The organism is Paenibacillus sp. F411 (assembly GCF_017582705.1).
GTDB classification, from domain to species: Bacteria; Bacillota; Bacilli; order Paenibacillales; family Paenibacillaceae; genus Paenibacillus_AQ; species Paenibacillus_AQ algicola.
On record NZ_JAGFIP010000023.1, the window covers coordinates 32599 to 53841 of the forward strand.

20 protein-coding genes are annotated in these 21243 nt (G+C 45.7%); 14 read left to right on the forward strand and 6 right to left on the reverse strand.

Features of this window, described 5'->3' with window-relative positions:
• Nucleotides 1-716: 716 nt before the first annotated feature.
• Nucleotides 717-1091 carry a hypothetical protein gene (locus tag JJQ72_RS18735; protein ID WP_208204588.1) on the reverse strand — a complete coding sequence of 125 codons (375 nt, stop codon included), beginning with the start codon at nucleotides 1089-1091 and terminating at the stop codon, nucleotides 717-719.
• A gap of 333 nt (nucleotides 1092-1424) precedes the next feature.
• Here JJQ72_RS18735 and JJQ72_RS18740 point away from each other — a divergent pair, with 333 nt between their 5' ends.
• From JJQ72_RS18740 to JJQ72_RS18750, 3 genes are read left to right on the forward strand one after another with little or no spacing between them, the layout of a single operon-like run.
• Complete coding sequence (locus JJQ72_RS18740) at nucleotides 1425-2468, forward strand: CdiA C-terminal domain-containing protein (protein WP_347880775.1); 1044 nt, start codon at nucleotides 1425-1427, stop codon at nucleotides 2466-2468.
• Between the two features lie 2 nt (nucleotides 2469-2470).
• Entirely contained in the window at nucleotides 2471-2944 is a 474-nt protein-coding gene (locus tag JJQ72_RS18745) for a hypothetical protein (RefSeq protein ID WP_208204589.1), read from the forward strand.
• 58 nt (nucleotides 2945-3002) lie between these two features.
• Nucleotides 3003-3155: a hypothetical protein gene (locus JJQ72_RS18750; protein WP_208204611.1), complete on the forward strand. Its 153-nt coding sequence runs from the start codon at nucleotides 3003-3005 to the stop codon at nucleotides 3153-3155.
• A gap of 88 nt (nucleotides 3156-3243) precedes the next feature.
• Here the strand turns inward: JJQ72_RS18750 and JJQ72_RS18755 are convergent, their stop codons facing one another.
• Nucleotides 3244-3660, reverse strand: a complete 417-nt coding sequence (locus tag JJQ72_RS18755; protein ID WP_138224779.1) for a hypothetical protein — start codon at nucleotides 3658-3660, stop codon at nucleotides 3244-3246.
• Between the two features lie 75 nt (nucleotides 3661-3735).
• Between JJQ72_RS18755 and JJQ72_RS18760 the strand changes: the two genes are divergently transcribed.
• Nucleotides 3736-4380 (forward strand): hypothetical protein, encoded by a 645-nt coding sequence (locus JJQ72_RS18760; protein WP_138224780.1) that lies wholly within the window; start codon nucleotides 3736-3738, stop codon nucleotides 4378-4380.
• Between the two features lie 71 nt (nucleotides 4381-4451).
• Here the strand turns inward: JJQ72_RS18760 and JJQ72_RS18765 are convergent, their stop codons facing one another.
• The 4 genes from JJQ72_RS18765 to JJQ72_RS18780 form a co-directional block, all read right to left on the reverse strand.
• The gene (locus JJQ72_RS18765) at nucleotides 4452-8099 is read right to left on the reverse strand and encodes a multicopper oxidase domain-containing protein (RefSeq protein ID WP_208204590.1); all 3648 of its coding nucleotides are present in this window, start codon (nucleotides 8097-8099) and stop codon (nucleotides 4452-4454) included.
• Nucleotides 8100-8109: 10 nt separating this feature from the next.
• On the reverse strand, nucleotides 8110-8394 hold the full coding sequence (locus tag JJQ72_RS18770; RefSeq protein ID WP_208204591.1) for a hypothetical protein: 285 nt from the start codon (nucleotides 8392-8394) through the stop codon (nucleotides 8110-8112).
• 15 nt (nucleotides 8395-8409) lie between these two features.
• Nucleotides 8410-8721, reverse strand: coding sequence for a hypothetical protein (locus JJQ72_RS18775; protein WP_233281145.1), 312 nt, complete (start codon nucleotides 8719-8721; stop codon nucleotides 8410-8412).
• 82 nt (nucleotides 8722-8803) lie between these two features.
• On the reverse strand, nucleotides 8804-9460 hold the full coding sequence (locus tag JJQ72_RS18780; protein ID WP_208204592.1) for a hypothetical protein: 657 nt from the start codon (nucleotides 9458-9460) through the stop codon (nucleotides 8804-8806).
• A gap of 743 nt (nucleotides 9461-10203) precedes the next feature.
• Here JJQ72_RS18780 and nfsB point away from each other — a divergent pair.
• From nfsB to JJQ72_RS18825, 10 genes are all read left to right on the forward strand, one after another.
• Entirely contained in the window at nucleotides 10204-10848 is a 645-nt protein-coding gene (nfsB, locus tag JJQ72_RS18785) for an oxygen-insensitive NAD(P)H nitroreductase (RefSeq protein WP_279591747.1), read from the forward strand.
• Nucleotides 10849-11019: 171 nt separating this feature from the next.
• Nucleotides 11020-11133, forward strand: coding sequence for a nucleotidyltransferase domain-containing protein (locus JJQ72_RS20575; RefSeq protein ID WP_217496384.1), 114 nt, complete (start codon nucleotides 11020-11022; stop codon nucleotides 11131-11133).
• 259 nt (nucleotides 11134-11392) lie between these two features.
• The gene (locus JJQ72_RS18790; RefSeq protein WP_208204594.1) at nucleotides 11393-13042 is read left to right on the forward strand and encodes a BclA C-terminal domain-containing protein; all 1650 of its coding nucleotides are present in this window, start codon (nucleotides 11393-11395) and stop codon (nucleotides 13040-13042) included.
• 313 nt (nucleotides 13043-13355) lie between these two features.
• Nucleotides 13356-14144, forward strand: coding sequence for a carbohydrate-binding protein (locus JJQ72_RS18795; RefSeq protein WP_208204595.1), 789 nt, complete (start codon nucleotides 13356-13358; stop codon nucleotides 14142-14144).
• Nucleotides 14145-14429: 285 nt separating this feature from the next.
• Entirely contained in the window at nucleotides 14430-15767 is a 1338-nt protein-coding gene (locus tag JJQ72_RS18800; RefSeq protein WP_208204596.1) for an ABC transporter substrate-binding protein, read from the forward strand.
• A gap of 94 nt (nucleotides 15768-15861) precedes the next feature.
• Nucleotides 15862-16758: a carbohydrate ABC transporter permease gene (locus tag JJQ72_RS18805; RefSeq protein ID WP_208204597.1), complete on the forward strand. Its 897-nt coding sequence runs from the start codon at nucleotides 15862-15864 to the stop codon at nucleotides 16756-16758.
• Nucleotides 16758-17591 carry a carbohydrate ABC transporter permease gene (locus JJQ72_RS18810; protein ID WP_208204598.1) on the forward strand — a complete coding sequence of 278 codons (834 nt, stop codon included), beginning with the start codon at nucleotides 16758-16760 and terminating at the stop codon, nucleotides 17589-17591. Before JJQ72_RS18805 ends, JJQ72_RS18810 begins: the two co-directional genes overlap by 1 nt.
• A 27-nt stretch (nucleotides 17592-17618) precedes the next feature.
• Nucleotides 17619-18656: a glycoside hydrolase family 130 protein gene (locus JJQ72_RS18815; RefSeq protein ID WP_208204599.1), complete on the forward strand. Its 1038-nt coding sequence runs from the start codon at nucleotides 17619-17621 to the stop codon at nucleotides 18654-18656.
• Nucleotides 18657-18701: 45 nt separating this feature from the next.
• On the forward strand, nucleotides 18702-20099 hold the full coding sequence (locus JJQ72_RS18820) for a sulfatase family protein (RefSeq protein WP_208204600.1): 1398 nt from the start codon (nucleotides 18702-18704) through the stop codon (nucleotides 20097-20099).
• Nucleotides 20100-20168: 69 nt separating this feature from the next.
• A complete protein-coding gene (locus tag JJQ72_RS18825; protein ID WP_208204601.1) occupies nucleotides 20169-21212 on the forward strand; it encodes a substrate-binding domain-containing protein in 1044 nt (347 codons plus the stop codon).
• Nucleotides 21213-21243: the final 31 nt, after the last annotated feature.

Sequence of the window (21243 nt, forward strand, 5' to 3'; positions counted from 1 at the left end):
GTAAAGAGGGGCCGACATATATTACAATTGAAGATGTGCTCAGCCTCACGTACGATGTATCGGATTTTCCCATAGAATTATTGAATCTAATTGAGGCTATAAAGATTATAGCTGCTAATTCCTCACCATATTACACACCTATCTTGAATCCGTCTTACCTTCAGAAGCTGGTCCGCCAAGTAGATCTGTTGTTATCTTGTCTTTCCCCTAAAATGATTCCCTCTTCCGGCCAACAGTACAAGTCCATCTTCTAATCCTAAACTCAAGGAATCTGTCAGCGCAGAATTACAGGCAATAGTGCCAAGGTGTAATTTTCTGGACGAAGAAACACTCACATTATCCCATCCAGCAATAAGCCCGAATCAAAGACCTGGCAGGATCAGATCACGCAGAAGATCTGTGGGAAGGTGTGAAGATGGGCGGCAAGAATATCGCATGTAAAATAGATTGTGTAGTGCGGCCGGGCAAAGTTGCTAATTCAAGTGGGTGAGAGTCCCATCAGGGTAAAGCCTGACCAGCCATCCTGTAGCTAGTTCTTGAAGGCGATTCGGTAACTAAGGTTACTTTTGAAAATGGTCAAAATTATCATTTAGATTTAACAAATGATACGGTAGAACTGCTTCAATCTTGAAGATCCGTTGTACGGATGTGGACTCATAAAATAACAAAAAATCCGAGATTAGAGCATTGATCTCATTCTCGGATTTGTTTGTTATTTATTTTTCATAATGTATTACTAAATCTTCGGGATTATCGGTCTTTAAAACAAGTTCTTTGTCTTCAAATAAAACAATTTGAGGTAAATCTTCTAAATTAAAAATATGTCTGTAATCATATGACTTATCGTTTCCTATATCAATAAATGAGACATTGGTTATAGGCTTATCCGGTCTTAAGTTATTGTTAATGTAATCTACATTCTTTTGGATTTCCCTTGTAAAAGAATTTTCTAACAATTGATTAGTAAACACGACTATTGTTACTTCGTTGGTTTGGTTCTTTGTTAAGTCACTAATAGCTTTTTGGTTAACGTTATCACTGCATCCCGCCATAACGAACATCAACAATAAGCATATCATTGTTTTTTTCATGACATGAATCCCTCCAATGTTGAATTAAATTTTCGTATAGCTCTATTCCGATTAGAAAGCAATTAAATCTATGATCAGAATGAAACATTTTATGTTCAATCGAAATATTCTCATGAGCTAAATGTGGGTACGTACAAACCATACATTTAAATGTTGTTGAATACAATACCTATTAAGGAAAATGGTGGATTATACCTAATTGGGTCCATCATGTTTTGATGAATCCATTCAAGTTTAGCCGCCTGTATTTACTTCAAAAGCTGAGTAAAAGAGAATTCCTATAAAATCTTGTCCCAACAGTTTCACCTAGCTTCCCTGCAATTGGAGTGGACCGTGAACCAACTGAATCGTCAAATGGACACGATGCTGCTATGGGAAGGAACGACACGGCAGCGGTTTTATGCGGATTTTGATCGAGCTCGACTGGATCTGAAACGGGTTATTGAACTTATGGAGTCTGTGAGTGTAGAGCTAAAGGGGATATCGATCAAGTTCCGTCTCTTGGATGAGGAAGTGTCCTCGAAAATTGCTTCAAGTGGTAGATCTGAAGCGCCTCCCGAGCCCAAAACCTGGAAGGATCACGCAGAGGGTCTATGGGAAGGTGTAAAGACAGGCGGTAAAAACATAGCGAATTCCATAGTGGATACGGGAGAAGCTCTCATTGAAGATCCACTTGGAACCATAGGAGACATGGCGTACAATGCCACGATCGGAACGGTAGAGGAAGTCATTGACACTACGTTCTGGGGAACTAAAATGGCTTTTGATGTGGGGGATACCCGCGAGAAATTTGAAGAGAGTGTAAATGCTGCGGGAGGAACCAGCCAATTTATCGGACAACAGGGTGCGATGATTGCCAGTAATTTAATTTTTGGCAGGATCGGCCTTAAGAACCGTCACGATTCAGGTGCGGAGGGCGGTGATGACTCCAAGGCGACTGAACACTCTTTACCAGATGAAAATAAACCAAAAGGAAATTACACAAGGGGAGACTCTCATGGTGTTAAGAAAGAGAATGAATCGGCGGATCTATTAGCAGCTCAAGGTTATAATATTGAAATGTTAGATGAAGTAAATGGAGGAAATGGATATGGCATAAAAGAAACGTCAAATCCAGATTTTCTAATTGAAGGCAAGGTGTATGACTGTTATGCACCTACAACCGATGCGAACGTTGATAATATTCTAAGAAATATTAGAACAAAGACTAAGACACAGGTAGAGAATATTGTACTTAATCTGGATAATTTTACAGAAGAAAGAATAAATGAGATAACTGAAGGAATTGCAAGGAAATCTGATGGAGATCTAAAAAATCTGCAAGAGTTATTAATCGTGGTGGACGGTAGAATCACACATGTGGTTGGGGGAAAATAGATATGGATTTCGAATTGTTTCTAGGTTTTAATGTAAGCCATACAAAACTAGCTGAAGTTATTGAGGAAACAATGGTAGAAATATTGAAGCAAAAGGCATCATTGCATATTAATGAAGATGAAATAATGCTCGGTACAGAATGTTTCTCTTTAGCTATAGAAATTGAAGATATCTCAGATATAAATTTCGTTAGAAATCATTATGATTTAGAAGTGAGTATATGCATAAGGGTCCAATTGTACGGTAAAACATCTAAAAAAGGGCTAGAAGCTCTTTTTATAATTATGGGGAATTTAATGAAACAGTTTGAAGGCAATCTATTGCTTCTAGAAAATGGTTCGGCTCAGTTACTTCGAAAAGAGAACGGTAAATTGTTTGTTAATAATGATCTGGATCAATACCAGATAAAGTACTTTAATGCAGATATAATTAGTTTGCTTGATCATTCCTACACCGAAAAAAAATTAAAAAAATAATGACTCCACGATCAGGAGAGAGTCTACCCGCATACTGAAATGGGAGGGTATTTCCTTGATGTTAAAATATAAACTAAAATATATGGATGAATTTAATATCGTAGTGCTGGATTTTGACGAGGAAAAATCTCTAGAATTCGCCAACATTATAAGCGATCCATTAGGATCTGATATCCCTTGGAGATTCAAGGATCTGAAAAAAGATATCTAGAGTAAATGGAATCATTGGGCTGCAGGTTCATTTTGAGCGTAAAAAGTAAAGGCTGGTGCAGTAGAGCTGTGCTTAGGAGTGACGGATTTCACACTTTGACCGAAGTGCATAGCATGATAAGCGAAAAGAAAAATAAAAAGAGAGTAAAGCACAGGAGAGGAATAGGATCAAAACTGTGCATAATGATCATAGGTCCCATGAGTCCTGCCATGATTCCGCTTGAAATGCCTGTGACGACGGTTTGGTAGTCGACTAACGCACCAAAGAGCATCCCGATTGTCATTGCTGCTAAGGTGACGATCATGGTGATCCAGCTGGAATGATGGTGAAACTGAAATGCCCATAATGGGCCTAAAGACAATGCGCTTACGGTACTGATCGTCATTGAAATATTCATCCCCAGATGATAGCCAATGAGGTTCTTCAGTTTTTTTAGATAGACATAAGTTGTTACCAATCCAGCGGCCATCAAAGCATTGATGCAAATAAATAAAATAAGGTTCATTAGGTACCCTCCTGTCATTGCATACGAATCGTACTCACTACATAAAATGGCTTATGATTAATTAGGGGGGATTAAATGATGGTTTCTGTAACGTCCAATTTCAGTTCTTCCTCAAGTCCTTTGCCTCTGCATGAATTGAAAGTTCTCCAGGAATACATTCACCAACAGAATATCCAGATCATTGGCAATGTCAATCCAAAACGGAGAAAGGATATTATGCTTTCCCAGTTTTTTAAAACTCATAAAACTCAAACGGTAAAGGTCATTAGAAAAAGCTCGCTCCTTGGAGATCAGGAGCTGATCGCGAAAACGGAAGCTGTAGGGAGAGATTTTGTCATCCTGACAACCTTGCTCAGGAGATACTGGCTCCCATTCCAAGCGATCGTCTCCGCTGAGCAGCCGTTCGACCAAGCGAATGTTCCCCATCAGCCACATCAGCAGGTAGTGTATGATGACGAGTTGAAGCAAAAAATTATGCTTTGCTTTGGGAAGACGGTAGGGCAGAAAGAGTTTCTAAAGCAGCAATTTTTTGATCAAACCTTCGCCGGACATCTTAAAGTATTGTTGAACAACCGACTGACGGTGGAAACAGATACTCAACGAGAGAAAGTTAAATTGACGGAAGTAGGTACAAAGGGAATTACAATGTTACATCAGGGAAAAGAGTCATTTGCCCCATGGAAGGATATCGTCAGTATAGAGAAACAAAGATTTAGTTAGCAGCTCTTTCATTTTATGTAGAAGACACCCGCTCAAAGTGAAGGTGTCTTCTTTGTATTCCTAGAATGAATTTATATGTTCTTTAATAGGAGTGGTGCTAATTCGGGGCTCATTTTCTCCAATACTCTGAAAATCCCCCATACTCCCAGCTCGATATCCCAACGTATATTTCCTGAACGGTATAAATAATCACCGGGTTTTCCCAGAAAGCCGCCTGCACCATACTGAATAGGAAAGTCATCCGTATGACCGACACTTATCTGTCCTTGGAAGGATACAAGCTGTGAATTAATATCATCATCGCTTCGCAGCCATTGATGCCCATGCAAGACAAAAGTGTGTGCACGAGCACGATCGGACATAAAAATAAAGCGAATGACGACCGGATCTCCCGGGTAAGCCAAAAATAGCGGAGTAGCTGGATCCCCATGAACAGTGGAGCTGAACACTAATGAAATATCGGGGTTGGCAATAAGACGGTTCTTGAATCGTTCAGCTCTATAATTAAAGCCTCGAGAGCCCTGGTCTTCAAAATCCTCCGTCTCTTCCTCCGCGTCCACTCGAATAACCGGCTCAGGATCAAGGATGAGCACACCGTCTTTATTATAAAGCCGCACACCATCGTGCATCAGGATACAGTATTCCCTGAAGCTGTTTCCGCCGTTGAGAATAATCGCTTGACTCCCTGTGCTGAGAGGTTCCCTGGTAACATGGTGGAGGTAGGTAGAACCCCGGGGCTCGGTGATTAGCATGCCAAAAGCTCCATGATGACGATGGTTTCGAATGTCTGCCATATCAACAAGCCCTACGGCACCAATCTGCTGGTCAATATACCACCGATACGTAATTTGTTCACCAGGTGCAATCGTTTGATCTGGATTAAAACCAACCGTGGCACCATCAGAAAAACGAACGTCGTATTGGAGCAATTGGGTATGGAGCGATATTCGTTTGGACGGTCTATGAAGTACGTTAATCGGGACACCTGGGTACAGCTGATCATCAGGTGGAAACTTTAAATCATCCAGTGTATTAAATAAAGTAACCTCAATGATCTCACCTACGTTTCCTCTAATGATCAGCGGCTCCGGATTAAGGCTGCTGTCAATAATCTCTTCGACATTTTCCTTTAAAGCGAATATGATGCTGAACGGATCCTGATCGCCGAAATCGTTATAAATAACTGGCGTTTGTAAGGCGACAACTTCATATTTGCGGACCGGTGCTCCTGGTGGCGCAGGTACATTTTCTTCACCTGATGGTTTAGGTGGTCGTTTTCCATTCGGTTCGGGCAAGGCTTTCGTTCGTCGTCTAGGCATTTGGCGATCAGGCAAAGGAATAAGATGGGGAACGCGTTCTTCGAACGTGCGCAGAATTCCCCAATTTCCGAGCCAAATGTCATCGATGGAGCCAAAATGATATAACATATCAAAGTCGCCAATTCCTTCAATGGAAAACTCCAGGGTAAAAGATTCTGATATTCCGATATGCTGCTGATCTACAAGATCGGAATCCAGGTCGCCTCTTTCCATTCTCCACCGCTGGCGATGCAAATTAAAAGAATGAGATTCCTCATGAGATCCTTGGAGCAGCCGAATACGGACGGGATCCCCATTATACGTATTAAGCATCGGCGTTGCGGGATCTCCATGCACCCAAGAACTAAAGACATATGCGGGGTCGCTGTCGGGATGGGTCAGCCGGAACTGAAGGGGTTCGTTACTGTAATTAATCCCCATAGCCCCTGGGTCATCATGAGAGCTAGGGAACGGAGGCTGATTTAATGGATCTCCATCTTTATCAAACAAGAAGGCAAAATCATGAACGAGCAGAGTGAATTCTCTAAAGTCAGGGATAAACGGATTGACAATAGTAGCCTGTGTGCCTGCCTTAATTTCTTTACCTGTTTCTGAAGATAAAAACAGAGATCCTCTAGGCTCTATGTTTATAGCTGCAAACAAACCGTGATTCTGATGTTGATTAGCAAAAAGATGATCATGAAAAAACGTCGCCTTAAGCTCCGCATCCGCAAACCATTGATATTGAATAGTCTGGCCGGGTAATATACCGGAATCATAGTTCCAGCCTACATTGGCACCATCTGAAACGAGAGGATCGAACTTGACGAAGTGAACATGAAGGCCGGCTTCATAGGTCCGATTTACCAGTTGAAAAGCATTGCCTCCGATGACCTCCGGTAATTTATTTGTAAATTTCAATCGGATACAGTCACCGGCGTTTGCTCTAATAGTTAGCGGCTCAGGCTTTTTACGCCCCGAGCATACAGCTTCTTCATCTTCGGCCAGCACAAAAATGCGGGCTTGTGGATCATGCCAGCCATGAGTGTTGTAAACGACAGGGAGCTGAACAGCGACAATATGAAATTCCCGGTCAGGGTTTATGTCAGGCTCGCACGGATTTACAAATACGGCTCCTGGCACTGCATTGGGAGCAAACTGGTTGATTTCGAGTCGCGTTGATGGACGGCCGCCTTCAATTCCAAGGGGGGGTCTGGGAGCTTTCTTGCCCACAATCCCGGGAATAAAATTAGGAAAACCAGGCTTTGCTTTTGTCGGTTCAGGGGGTCTTGGGCGGTCCGGGAGTGGTTTCAGTGCTTTAATCGGTTTCCCGTTAGGATATTTGCCCCTTCCGTCCTGAAGTGTATTAAATATGCGCTGCATCCCCCACATTCCCTCATCGAAGTGAGGGTACAAATGGCAGTGAATAATAACATCCCCAAAAGCCTCTTGCAGACTGCCTGCTCCATAAAGTGGAGAGATGGTGTAGGAAGCCTGAGGCGATATCGCTTGCGAGTCTTTAATTTCAGATTCGACGTCGGTGGGTTCAAACAACCACTGGTGAACATGGTAGTGGAAAACATGAGTTTCTTGGACTCCGCCGTGAATGAGCCTGATTTTTACTGGATCTCCCACATAGGCACGCAATACGGGCGTAGCTGGATCTCCGAACATCCACGAATCGTGATGAACCTCTTCGCCCTCCGTATCGGGAGAAACCACTCCGTTCAGAATAAGTCGTTGACGGTTTCGCATCGGTTCTCCCCGATAATTTACCGTGTGGGTTGCTTCAGGCTGTAACGTGTGAGGACTGAAAGGTGTATCCCCGGTCAGATCATTAATCTCCATTTCATCATGAAAAACCCAGGCATATTCACGAAATGAGGGAAGAAAAGGATTATGTACATCCGCGTAAATCCCGGAATCTATAAATTTTCCCGTCTCGGGGTCGGTCCAGCTGGAGCCTCGGGGTTCAACGATGAGTGCGCCGAAAAGACCATGAACCTGCGTTCCCAGCTCACTGGAAAGCGTGTTGCCAAAATCATTAAACAGGCAGATACTCTCACGGGTGGCATGCCATGAGTAGGTTATGGTATCTCCCGGCTGGACCGTAGTGTTGCTGTTAAATCCAACAGCTGCTCCATCTGAGGTCATGACATTGTATTCGACATCCTGAATATGCATGGAGGCGGGAGCGTTCAGCCTGTTTTCAAATAATATTTCAATATCATCTCCGGCGTTGGCCCGAATGATCAAGGGTTGAACCAAATCAACGGTAGTGAAGGGGTTTTTGGCTATCAGCCTTCTGACCTTGTCTTCATTCTCTTTCAGGACATACATTTTGCCTTCAGGGTCGTGATCTCCGAAGTCGTTGATGACGATCCGGACGGAGATCGCTACAATATGAAATCGTCTTTTCACGGTTCACCTCTTATAGTCGTATTTCAGGAATCGGAGTGCCGGGAGCCTCAATAAAATACACCTGAATATTATCAATATGTGTGCGCAGTATAACGTTGTCGAGCACAGGGACGTTAGAAAACTCTGATTGTACAAAGACTGTATCCGATTCAACATCTACAAGCTCACCCACATAGAAAAAAGGGAACGACGCGATCAACACAAGGATGCGGTTTCCAATGTTCCGTCTAAACTCAGCGACAAGTGATTGATGGCGAAGATCATTTAAGCTTTGTTGATCCGCAGATGGTGGCATGATTTTTCATCCTCCTCAGGTAAGTGTAAGTTTCGTATTAAGATCAAAAGGTGCAAAGATGGCAATTTGCTCGATCGGGAAGCTTAACGGTGTCGGAAATACAAAATTGGGCGCATTGGGCATCTTGATAATGGCGGGATTAAGCTGCACGGATCCACCTCTCACTTCTTCCAGCGTCCCGGTGAAAATGGGTCTGAAGGTTTGACCCAAAATGTTGAGCTGGGAAGCGTTTAGAACAAGGATAATGTCCTGTCCGAGCAGATCAGTAAAGATACCATTTATATTTGCCTCATCGGATGATGGATAATGAGAATGTTGGACGTTCAATGGAATCACCCCTCCTTGACGATTGTGATATCACTTAACATATTCCGATGCTATATATATGCTGCCAAAGAGGGTATTCATGCTATTGATCCACGCAAACAATCTCTATCTTCTCAAAAGGGACCCGTTCGATGGTTCTTCTCTTCTTTGCCGTTCGAATGACAATCGCTTGCTCTGTCGTATCTAACAAAATTCCAGACACTTCAACATTCGGGGCATGACGCACTCTGATTTTCCTGCCGACTTGCTCCAGCAGAGCGACGCTTAATGGAATGCCATAAAACCGATTCAGCAATCTCACACTTCCAGAAACCGTGTCTGAGTAATTGTATAAAATTTGGCAATTTAGCTTGTTACTTAAATAAGGGTTATCCGTATGATGAGGAAATTTAGAGCTGCGTAGACTCGTGGTGACCGAAATCAGGTCATCAAACATGACATATCGTTGATGACTCCCCGTACATAACTGCACATAATTACGCCCCGCCTGAACGAGTATACCTTGCAAAGATTTGAACATTCCTTGATAAGCAATGTTCAATTTCACATGCTTGTTTATTAATGAAGCCAGCTTTAACTGCAGCTGTCTTGGATTTTCAGGTTGTTTTGGATTGCCAAGAGACCGCAGAATATGATTGGCTTCTTCTATGCATGCTCGAAGTTCAATAAATTGTTGTTCAGGTAAAGACGTCGTTGGCGAACTAATCCCAATTCTTTCACGTGTTTTTAATTTTTGCACCGATCGGGAACCTCCTAGAAGAGTTTAGAACAGTATATGGGTTTTCGCCTTTATGGGTCTGGTTGCATGCCTATGTTTTAAGGATTTAAATGTTTAGGCCCTAGGCATTTGACTCAAGCACACCTCTTTGTATAGGCATATACATACCGTAAATACAAAAATGATGCGGAGGTTTAACATGAATAGGACCCCAAAGAGGTCGAAAGCGTGGGTAAAAAAAGACTGTCACCTCAAAGTCATAAAGCATCCGAAGGATTGTGCCTGTCATAAGCCTGTTTCCAGGCATAAATTCAATCGTAACCGTTGTTTCAAAATCATTAAAGGAGTAAAACCGCTAATTCAGCTTCGGCTGGCCGGGATCAACAGTAATCTGAATTTTGAGTTGTTCCGGCACAAAGGCAGCAAGGTTATCATTGAAGTTGTGTCCGGGGAGAAGTCTGAGAACATCCGAGGGCTTTTAAGTCAGGTAGGAACAGACTACGTAGATATTAAAAAGTCTGATGGAAAAGTGGTTACGATTCTACAGAGTCAAATTCTCAAAATAGTATGGCTTGACCGAAAAAAAGCATCTCCGCTTGATCGTGCAAAATATGTAGGAGATTTTCACAGCGAGGAAGACGGAGACTTTCTGGAGGATTTTGAGGAGTAGACGCCGCGAATAGCGCCATCTCCACATGTGCATACTGACCAAGGGCAGATCCGGTCATAATCAAGAGTAAAGGAAGTGTGCACACGTGGATGTCATGGAGGCTATGAAAAAGCGTTATTCCGCCAAAGAGTTTGATCCGTCAAAAAGCATTTCAAGTGAGAATATGAGGAACATTGAGGCTTTGCTGCAGCTGGCCCCGTCATCGACCAATTTGCAGCCGTGGCATTTTATCATTGCTCAAACCGACGAGGGCAAGAAAAGAATGGCTCGTGCAGCAGAGGGGCTGTTCATTTTTAACAAATCCAAGGTGTTGAATGCTGCGGCAGTGGTGGTGTTCGCAACCAAAACAGATATTTCAGAAGAGTATCTGCAGCATCTTACAGATCGAGAAGATCAGGACGGTCGCTTTGCTCAAGGGAATTTCAAGACGGATAACCATAACGGCCGAAAAATGTTCGTGGACTTCCATAAATTTGACTACAAGGATGTTCAGCAGTGGGCGGAGAAGCAGGTATACCTCAATCTGGGCAGCTTCCTGCTCGGGGTGGCGGCACTGGACATTGATGCTGTCGCAATGGAAGGTATGGATCTTCAGGCGCTCGACGATGAATTCAGCCTGCATGAAAAAGGATTCAGCTCCTGTGTCGTGGTTGCGCTGGGCTACCGGGCACCATCCGATTTTAACGCAGCACTGCCGAAATCCAGACTGGATGTGGCTGAAATTATCGAGCATGTCTAGTGAATAAGAGTCAACCGACAGAGGCGCCGGCTGGAACGGGCCTCTGTCTTTTTATTTTTCGATTTGTCCACAGATTTGATTATTCGATTTCATCAATCGGGTAAAGCCAATACATCCGTAACCCATCCAAACTTGAACACTAAATTATGAAATACATACAAGGAGGGGCACATGTCTGACATACAAGCTTTGCGTATCGAGCAGCAAGAGGGCATCCGCATCCTGTTCGCTTGTGAATCCGGCAGCCGAGTCGTTTCGCCTTCAAGGACAGCCACTACGATATGAAGCTTCTCTACCTCCGCCCGGTACAGTGGTACCTGTCGCTTGACAAGAAGCGGGAAGCTGTTTCGTAAAATCCAATCCCCCGCTGCCGGAGGAGGTGAAGGTATCTTTTCTACCAGAGAATGATATAATGATATGAAATGCTTTCATTTGTAAACATATGACAATAATCTACTGGAATACCCTATTATTTAGACATCATGGATTTCAGCGCTGCACCCGGTACATACAAATGTCTGGCTAAGACGAAGGGAGAACATGTATGAAGAAGAAGTTGTATCATGCCTTAGCTGCGCTTGCAGTTGTGGTTGCGCTCAATCCGCTAGAGGATGTGTTGGCGGCCAGCTCGTTTAAGGATATTGATCGGGTACCATGGGCGGAAAAAGAAATTTCAAAGATGGCACTGATGGGTGTGGTAACAGGAGAGCCGTCAGGAGCTTTTAAGCCTAACGAAAGTGTGACGAAACAGGAAACCATCGCGCAGGTCATTCGTCTTTTGGGCTGGGACAACTCAGAGACCGAAAACCAGACTGACCCTCTCTCAGTAGACACTTGGGCCAAACCTTATGTGGCACTGGCGATTGAGAAAGGCTTGATTGACCCTGCCGAGGAAAAGCAGCTTTCTGCATGGGGCAGACAGGCCGCGAGCCGGGAGTGGGCCTCCAGGCTGATCATTCGGGCGACAAAACGTGAGGGAGATGCATTGGCACTCACAGGAGTTGCTTCGACATTCCGGGACGCTGCTCAAGTTTCCCCGGAATATAAAGGTTATGTCAACGCGGCAGTTCGCCTCGAGATTATGCAGGGTTTCACTGACCGTACATTTAAGCCGGATGTAGAAGTTACCCGCGCTCAGATGACGGTACTGCTTGCCAATGCACTGCCTTATATGGATGGAAAGAGCAAGGCAGTCAGTGGAATTGTCAGCAGTATTACAAAAGATACTATCACAATTAAGCAATCTGGAGAAACGCTCTCTTTCGATATTACTGATGAGAGTTTGTTCTATGGAAAAGGAAGCAAGAAACCTATACCAAGATCCAATCTGCTGCCTGGCACGCCTGTAACGCTTACAGCATCGGGCGGCAGCGGACTTGTAATTGAGGCGGTTGATCAGGTGCGGACGATCAAGCCTCCAGTAGCAGAACATGGAGAACAAGGACCGATTGGACCGGCCGGGCCACCAGGGCCTGCGGGACCTCAAGGGCCGCAGGGACCATCGGGCTCCTCAGGTTCTCCAGGCTCTCCAGGCTCACAAGGACCGGCAGGCCCAGCAGGTCCAGTAGGTCCACAGGGACCGGCAGGAACAGGGGCGCCAGGTCCAGTCGGACCACAGGGCCCAGCAGGCAACGATGGAGCACCAGGTGCCACAGGACCGCAAGGTCCAGCGGGACCAGCCGGACCACAGGGCCCAGCAGGCAATGATGGAGCACCAGGTGCCACAGGTCCAGCCGGTCCAGTGGGACCAGCCGGATCACAGGGGCTTCCTGGAGCGGACGGAATGGATTACGGTCCATATACCGGTTTTGCTGCTAACACGAGTGGATATGTTATGGCGGTTGTTATGAACGGTACTGACATACCACTGCCGGATGCACAAAATATGGGTTCGTATATATCTTCTTCAAGAACTACTACATTCATCGTCAATGAAGCAGGAAGATATAAGCTGAGTTATAGCATTAACTTAACGGAACCACTGTTAGTCAGCACGCGAATCAATGTGAGCGGCGTGCAGGTTAGGGCATCAACGATCGAGCCCAATAACCCCCAAAGCCAATTCAGTGCAAGTGTAATTGTAAATCTTTCGGCGGGAGACACGGTAAGTCTGCAGATGTACGGCATAAACAGAGCTATAAACTTACTGCCAGCTAGTCAAGGCGCATCGCTGATGATTGAGAGAATTGGATAAACGTTTGCAATCGCAGAAAAAACCGATGGAAGCACAGGATAATCTCCTGAGCCTTCATCGGTTTTTTGAAGTGTTCAAATTATATTAAAGGGGCTGATATGGCTGGCAGCTCCGGGAGATGTCGCAGCAAGCTTAAGCCAGGCAGGACCCACGTTACAAGTTGGTCCCGCAGCTTTTTTTACTTTTCAATAATTTATGGCAAAAGGGGAGATTTTATAGGGCAATTCCAATACAATAAGGAGAGTGGTGTTTTCGTGCAAGGAATCGAAGGCGCTTTCAGCTTGGCATACTTATTACAACGGAGGTTTTGCAGATGACACAGTTATCACTTTCCATTGAACAGGCAGACGGCACGGTAAAGGCAGAGCACCAGGGTGAGGACAAGGCGGTACTGGTGTACAAGCAGGCTTATGAAGAAGGCGATGTCATTGTATTGAACAGCTCGGAGTCTGGCGTCTATCTCGTTATTCAGCTGGAGGATACGATTCCACCGGCGTATGTTTACCTGAAAGGGAATACATATCGTTATCCTGTACCTCCAAGTGAGAAGCGGGTATCCTATTCGCCGAAATCCTTTACCGGCAGTGTGCATGTGCTTCAGGCGCGGCTGGCTACTGAGGACGAGCGGTCTGCGACCAAGAACCTCGCGTACAACAGCTTTGATCAATCGGACAATGAGCAGTGCTTCCCGCATGCTTCAGCGAATGTGCAGACCCGGGGCGAGTCCGTATTTGCTCCACGAAACGCGATTAACGGCAATACCATTTCCCACTCTCATGGATCTTGGCCGTTCGAATCCTGGGGCATCAATCAGCGGGCGGATGCAGCGATTACTGTGCATTTTGGCCGAACGGTGGAGGTGGAGAGCGTAGCTTTGACCCTTCGTGCAGATTTCCCGCATGATAACTATTGGACACAAGCGACACTGACCTTCTCCGATGGCAGCAAGCAGGTGGTTCATCTGGAAAAGAGCGGGGAGCCGCAGTCCTTTGCCGTAGAGCCCAAAAGCATTGAGTGGGTAACCTTGAGCGAGCTAATCCCCTCGGACGATCCGTCTCCGTTCCCGGCATTAACACAAATTGAGGTATACGGGCGGGATTAAAGAAAGAGAAGTCGTACGCAAGGCTATACACAGAATGGAAGGAACGCCTTTCGCTGCCCTCAAGGGGGAGCGAAAGGCGTTTTTTTGCATGAACAATAAAAGATGAACAAAGGTGGATAACCATTGCACTTATATTTAGGTAATATTAACTTTAAATAATATAATATATAAGGTTATTATTAAGATAATAAATATAATTTTTAGCTAAAAATTATTGACAAGTAAGCGTTAACAAACTATATTATTTAATGAAGTTAACGATAACCTAAAAAGGTGGGTAAAAGAATGAGAAAATTACTTTCAGTATCCTTGGTTTGGATTCTTATGCTGTCGATGCTGGCTGCATGCGGGTCGGGAGATCAAGAAGGTACGGAGCAGCCTGCGGCCAAGCCTAACGGCTCAGAAGCATCTTCAGAAAGTAGTGTAAGCGGTGAAATCACGGTCCTGACGAATCGTACTGACATTGTCGATGACGTGTTCAAGAAGCAGTATGTTCCGAAGTTCAACGAGAAGTATCCGGATGTCACTGTTAATTTTGAGGCATTGTCCGATTATGAGGGACAAGTGAAGATGCGGCTGAACACAGAGGATTACGGGGACGTGCTATTGATCCCGAATGATATCATTCCTTCCGATCTTCCACAGTTTTTTGAACCGCTGGGCACCATTGAGGAATTGAGCGGCAAATATATGTATCCGCAAGAAAAAAGCCATGAAGGAACCTCATACGGAATTCCTATGATTGTCAATGCACAGGGCATTGTCTACAACAGAGCCGTATTTGAACAAGCTGGCATCAGTGAGCTTCCGAAGTCCACCGATGAGTTTATGGCAGCTATGAGACAGATCAAAGAGAAAACGGATGCGATCCCTTATTACACAAACTACGCGGCCGGCTGGACCTTAAATCAGTGGGAGAACAACCGTCTCTCGATCGCTGGAGACCCTGAATTTACAAACATTCAGCTTCCTAATTCCCAAGATCCTTTTGCTCCTGGCAAGCCGCATCACACGCTGTATAAGCTGATGTACGATCTGGCTAAGGAAGGCCTTATTGAAGAAGATCCTACGACAACCGATTGGGAGTCTTCCAAGGCGATGATGGGCCGAGGTGAGATTGGTGCGATGGTTCTTGGATCCTGGGCAATTACTCAAATGCAGGGTGCTGCAGAAAATCCAGATGATATTGCCTACATGCCCTTCCCTTCTCAAGCGAACGGGAAAATGTACTCTGCTAGCGGCGGAGACTACAAGCTTGCGATTAGCAAGCACTCCAAGAATAAAGAAGCGGCAAAGGCCTGGTTCTACTGGTTCCTTGAAGAGTCCGGATTTTCAGAGCAGCAGGGCGCGATTTCACCAATCAAAGGCCAGCCAATGCCGGAAACCTTGAGTGCGTTTGATGAACTGGGTGTAGAGCTGATTGCAGAAGTGCCTGCGAAGGAAGGGCAGGAAGGGTGGCTGGACCAGATTGATCAGAAGGCGGAAATCGGATTCTGGCAGCCAAACTTCAAACAGCGGATCATTGAAGCGGCTCTGGATTTAAGGGATGAGTCCTTCGAGGATATCATCGCAGATTTGAACAGCAAGTGGAATGAAGCACAGAAGCAAGTGACCGGACAATAAAAACCCGCAGCGGGAGAAGCGAAAATTCCTTTCGTTTCCCCGCTCGCTTATATACAAAATGTCCGTCTAGAGCGCCGAGAGCGGAGGGAACCCTATGAGCAGTAAACTTTCATTTTCAAATTTAAGCTATAAAGCACAAAGAAGGGTTATTATTATCTCTTTTTCGTTGCTGCCAATGATTTTATTGATCACCTTCTCGTACTATCCATTATATCGCATGGTGTTTTTTAGTTTTTTTAACTGGAATGGCTTCAGTGCGAATAGAGAATTTATCGGCCTGGATAACTATGTCAAGGTATTCAGCACACCTGAGTATTTTTCTGTTTTCCGCGTAAGCCTGTATTATTTTTTCGCTACATTTCTTCAAATGGCGATTGCCTTGTACTTCGCAACCCTGCTTACATTTAAAGTGCGGGCCAAGAATGTGTTCAAAGGGGCGCTGTTTTTCCCTTTTCTGTTGAACGGTGTAGCGATCGGCTTTATTTTTTTGTTTTTCTTCCGTCCTGCAGGCACGCTGGATTCCCTGTTGCTGCTATTCGGACTCGAATCGATAACCCAAAAGTGGCTGCTCAATCCCGACATTAACAATATATCGTTGGCCATGACGTCGGTTTGGAGATACGTAGGCTTCAACTTTATTATTTTCCTGGGAGCGATCCAGTCGATACCTAGTGACATTTACGAGGCGGCTGAGATTGACGGAGCGAGCAGGTGGCAGCAGTTCAAGCATATTATTTTGCCGAGCATCCGTAAAATTGTAGAGCTCAATATCATCTTATCCGTAAGCGGAGCGATCAGCGTATTTGAAATTCCGTATATTATGACGGGTGGGGCGAACGGAACCAAGACCTTTGTTATTCAAACCGTAGAAACCGCCTTTAAATTCAACAAGTTCGGCTTAGCATCTGCGATGGCTGTGATCCTGCTGATTATCGTCATTTTGGTTACTTTACTGCAGAAGCGTCTGTTTGGCGAGAAGGAGGACCACTAATGTATTCGACAAAAAGAATGCTGGGCCAGGGTATAAAATACGGCTCACTGATCCTGGGTGCCTTTGTTGCGCTCGTTCCGATCGTTATCGTATTCTTTACTTCGTTTAAAACGCCGGAGGAATACCGATTGAGTAATTCGTTGGCGCCTCCCGCTGATTTTTTTAACTTTGAAAATTATCGGAGAGCATTTGTAGAAGGAAATATGCTGATCGGTTTCTTAAATACAGCGTTTATTCTGTTGGCGTCCATTATCGGGGCGATCTTGATCGGTACCATGATTGCCTACGTCCTGAGCCGGTTTCAATTCCGTGGCAGTAAGCTGATTATGGGCGCATTTCTCATTGCGACGCTCATTCCAAGCGTTACCACTCAGGTGGCTACATTCCAGATTATTAATCAGCTTGGACTATTTAACACCCGAATGTCGGTTATTTTGCTGAACCTGGGAACAGATATCATCTCAGTCTATATCTTTCTTCAGTTTCTAAGAACCATCTCCATTCAACTTGATGAGTCCGCCATGCTGGATGGAGCCTCGTACTTTACAATTTTCAGCAGAATTATTCTGCCGCTGCTTATGCCTGCTATTGTGACTGTTTTCATCGTCAAGGGCGTGAACATTTATAACGATTTCTATCTGCCGTTCTTGTACATGCCGAAGGAAGGCCTGGAGGTCATATCCACTGCCTTGTTCAAGTTTAAAGGGCCTTACGGATCTCAATGGGAAGTCATCAGTGCCGCCATTATGATTGCGATCATTCCTACGCTGATTACTTTTCTGTCGTTACAGAAGTACATCTACAATGGCTTTACGCAAGGCTCAGTAAAATAAATAACATGGACTGAAGGAGATATCGACATGACACAATCTGCTGAACAACAAGTTCGCCTCATCGGGGAGAGCCTGCCTCACATCCCCTGGCAAAAGAAACCGGAGGGCTTTCACGGGCCGGTATGGCGTTATACCAGCAATCCGGTCATCGGGCGTAACCCGGTTAAAGGGGTTTCCCGAATTTTTAACAGCGCGCTGGTGCCGTTTGAAGACACATTTGTTGGCGTGTTTCGCGCTGAAACCGTGAATGGAAGACCGCATCTTCATTTAGGGTGGAGTGATGATGCCATTCACTGGAGGATTGAAGAGCAAGGCATTCATTTTGTCGATGAGAAGGGGGAGCCGTTTCAGCCGAGATATGCATATGACCCCCGGTTGGTAAAAGTGGAGGATGCCTATTACATCATCTGGTGCACGGATTTTCATGGGGCTGCGATCGGCCTTGCAAGAACGACGGATTTCAAGACCTTTGTCCGACTAGAGAATCCGTTTCTGCCATTTAACCGGAACGGCGTTCTTTTCCCTAAGAAGCTAAACGGCAACTTTGTGATGCTCTCTAGACCCAGTGACAGCGGGCACACTCCATTCGGTGATATTTTCTTGAGTGAAAGCCCGGATCTCCTGTATTGGGGCCGGCATCGCCATGTTATGAGCAAGGGCGGACAGGGGTGGTGGCAGTCCCTCAAAATCGGCGGAGGCCCCGCACCTATTGAAACGAGCGAGGGCTGGCTGATGTTTTATCACGGCGTGTCACAGACCTGCAATGGCTATGTTTACAGCATGGGAGCGGTTCTTCTTGACGCAGAGGAGCCTTCCAGAGTGAAATACCGCTGTGGAAATTTCGTGCTGACGCCGGAAATGTGGTACGAGGAAAAGGGATTTGTCGATAATGTCATTTTCCCTTGCGCTGCTCTTGCAGACGCAGAAACCGGCAGGATTACGATTTATTACGGGGCTGCCGATACCTATGTAGGCATTTGTTTCACCACGGTCGAAGAGATTGTGTCCTATATTAAAGAGCATGACGAGGTAGTCGGTGAGGATCGCGCCATCGGTAACATTTAATTCGCATTGTGAGAGGCATGCCTGCTTAATGGGGAGGACTGGAACGTGAAAAGACCTAATGTGTTGTTCATTTATACGGATCAGCAGCGGTGGGATGCACTTGGAGCCAATGGAAATCCAGAGATTCATACCCCAAATCTAGACCGCCTCGCTGCTGAGGGAGTGAACCTGGATCATTATTTTGTGCAAAATCCGATCTGTATGCCAAGCCGAATCAGCTTTCTAAGCGGCCGCTATCCTTCTTCACTGGGGATTACCCATATGGCAGTGCCCGTTCCTGAAGATACGGTCATTCTGCCCAAGCTGTTAAGAAACTATGGTTATGTTACCGGGAACATAGGAAAGCTGCACTTTCTTCCTCATTCCAACAGGGATCACCGCGAGATTCACCCGGATTATGGCTTCGATCATCTGGAAATTTCAGATGAGCCGGGCTGTTACGAGGATGCCTATCGGGCCTGGGTGAGGATGAAGGCACCGGAAGAGCTGGAGCATATCAGCTTGGGCATTCCACCGGCGGCAGAGGACTGGAATCGGATCATGGCGGTGGAGGATCACATTACTCATCCGGAGCGGGAACCGAAACGTGCAGCGGCTTTCCCGGGGAGAGAGGATGTGACGCATGCTGCTTTCGTTGCAGAGCAGACGGAGCAGTTCATTGAAAGTCATCAGCATGAATCATGGATGTGTATTGCGGGCTTTTATTCACCGCATACGCCTTGGGTGGCACCCCAGCGCTTTCTGGATCTGTATGATCCGGATCAATTGTCGGTGCCGAACTACCCGCCGCATCTGGAATCCCAGCGCAGCGACAGCTACTTTAGCGACCGGGAGCTTCGATCGGTAAAGCAGGGCTACTATGCGATGGTGAGCGAAGTGGATGAATATGTCGGCAAGCTGCTGGACCGTTTGGACGCCCTGGGTCTGTCTGAGAACACGATCGTAGTGTTTACATCGGATCACGGAGAGTACCTGGGTGAACATCTTCGCTATCAAAAAGGATATCCGGGTGAGGATTGCATCAGCCGGGTGCCCTGCATCATCCGCTGGCCTGCCGGCATCCAAAAGCCGGGACGGGTATTTAGCGGTATTACCGAGGCGGTAGATATTCTGCCGACGGTGCTGGAATGCTGCGGGATTCCGGTTCCTGCGTCATTACAGGGCAAGTCCCTTCGCCCTCTGCTGTACAATGAATGTTTTGCAGGTAAAGAAGAAGCGCTGATGGAATTTAAAGGCTGGAAGAACATCCGGACCAAGGATTACCGGTATGTGTGTGAAGAAAACGGCCGAGAGTCGCTTTATTATTTACCGAACGATCCTATGCAATATGACAACCTCGCAGACCACCCGGCGCATCAAGATGCCTTATATGATATGAGAAAAAGAATGCTGCTCAAAGTGCTGCAGGTGGAGCAGCCGCTGCAGCGCACATGGGTGTATTAACGTTCTCTGGTGAAACCCCCTCCTATTGTGTATAATGCTATCAACGAGGGATTACAAAAGAGGGTGTTCATGATACGTAACAATGTTACAATGAGGGATATTGCTGAGAAGCTCAATGTAAGCGTGGTGACCGTCTCCAAGGCTCTGAATGACAAAGAAGGGGTCAGTGACCAGCTGAAATACAAGATTAAGGAAACGGCTTCCGAGTTAGGCTACCGGTTCAATCTGGCCGCCAAGTCAATGAAGGAGGGCTTCTCCTACAATATCGGAGTCGTCATTCCAGCAAGATTTGCGGGACCGAATCAATCCTTTTATCTGCAATTTTATCAGACGATCGCTCGTGCGCTTGGCGACTTCAATTATTACGGCATCCTGTATGTGCTGAGCCTCGAGGAAGAGCAGGAGCTCCTGCTGCCTCGGCTTTACCACGAAAGAAAAGTGGACGGCTTCATCATTCTGGGCCAGATCAGCAGTGAATATATTGAATTGCTCAAGACGATGGAGACACCATACGTATTTCTTGATTTCTACACAGATGAAACAGAAGTGGACTCTGTGATTACCGATAATTACTACGCGATGTACGAGATGACGAATTATCTGATCAAAAATGGCCATAGGGACATTGCCTTTGTAGGCAGTATTCATTCTACCAGCAGTATACAAGACCGCTTTTTGGGCTATTACAAATCGCTGCTGGAGCACCGCATTCCATTGGTCGATGAATATGTGATTCCGGACCGTGATGAATCGGGTAACTATATCCAAATTCAGCTGCCGAAGCAAATGCCAACTGCATTCGTGTGCAACTGCGATCAAGTGGCCTATAACGTCATTGGCGTTTTGGTGAAGAACGGGTACAGTGTGCCTGATGACTGTTCGGTGGCCGGCTTTGATAATGATCTGTACGCTACAATCTCCAAACCGAATTTGACCACGATTGAAGTAGATATGGAGAAGATGTCGGAAACAGCGATCCGTGCCGTAGTAAGCCAGATTAAAGATGATCAGGCTGCTCAAGGGAGGATTTTGGTCAAGGGACGTATTGTTTACAGGGACTCGGTTAAGCCTTTAATTTCCCGAGAGATGGGGGCAGAGCCAAGCAAGATCTAAACGTTTATGAATGCGCCAGGTTGTCACCTGG

Excerpts from the sequence above, each read along its gene's own strand:
- JJQ72_RS18735 (WP_208204588.1), bottom strand. The coding sequence starts at position 1,091 with ATGAAAAAAACAATGATATGCTTATTGTTGATGTTCGTTATGGCGGGA.
- JJQ72_RS18745 (WP_208204589.1), top strand. The coding sequence starts at position 2,471 with ATGGATTTCGAATTGTTTCTAGGTTTTAATGTAAGCCATACAAAACTA.
- JJQ72_RS18750 (WP_208204611.1), top strand. The coding sequence starts at position 3,003 with ATGTTAAAATATAAACTAAAATATATGGATGAATTTAATATCGTAGTG.
- JJQ72_RS18755 (WP_138224779.1), bottom strand. The coding sequence starts at position 3,660 with ATGAACCTTATTTTATTTATTTGCATCAATGCTTTGATGGCCGCTGGA.
- JJQ72_RS18760 (WP_138224780.1), top strand. The coding sequence starts at position 3,736 with ATGATGGTTTCTGTAACGTCCAATTTCAGTTCTTCCTCAAGTCCTTTG.
- JJQ72_RS18770 (WP_208204591.1), bottom strand. The coding sequence starts at position 8,394 with ATGCCACCATCTGCGGATCAACAAAGCTTAAATGATCTTCGCCATCAA.
- nfsB (WP_279591747.1), top strand. The coding sequence starts at position 10,204 with ATGGAGGCTATGAAAAAGCGTTATTCCGCCAAAGAGTTTGATCCGTCA.
- JJQ72_RS20575 (WP_217496384.1), top strand. The coding sequence starts at position 11,020 with ATGTCTGACATACAAGCTTTGCGTATCGAGCAGCAAGAGGGCATCCGC.
- JJQ72_RS18790 (WP_208204594.1), top strand. The coding sequence starts at position 11,393 with ATGAAGAAGAAGTTGTATCATGCCTTAGCTGCGCTTGCAGTTGTGGTT.
- JJQ72_RS18795 (WP_208204595.1), top strand. The coding sequence starts at position 13,356 with ATGACACAGTTATCACTTTCCATTGAACAGGCAGACGGCACGGTAAAG.
- JJQ72_RS18800 (WP_208204596.1), top strand. The coding sequence starts at position 14,430 with ATGAGAAAATTACTTTCAGTATCCTTGGTTTGGATTCTTATGCTGTCG.
- JJQ72_RS18805 (WP_208204597.1), top strand. The coding sequence starts at position 15,862 with ATGAGCAGTAAACTTTCATTTTCAAATTTAAGCTATAAAGCACAAAGA.
- JJQ72_RS18810 (WP_208204598.1), top strand. The coding sequence starts at position 16,758 with ATGTATTCGACAAAAAGAATGCTGGGCCAGGGTATAAAATACGGCTCA.
- JJQ72_RS18815 (WP_208204599.1), top strand. The coding sequence starts at position 17,619 with ATGACACAATCTGCTGAACAACAAGTTCGCCTCATCGGGGAGAGCCTG.
- JJQ72_RS18825 (WP_208204601.1), top strand. The coding sequence starts at position 20,169 with ATGATACGTAACAATGTTACAATGAGGGATATTGCTGAGAAGCTCAAT.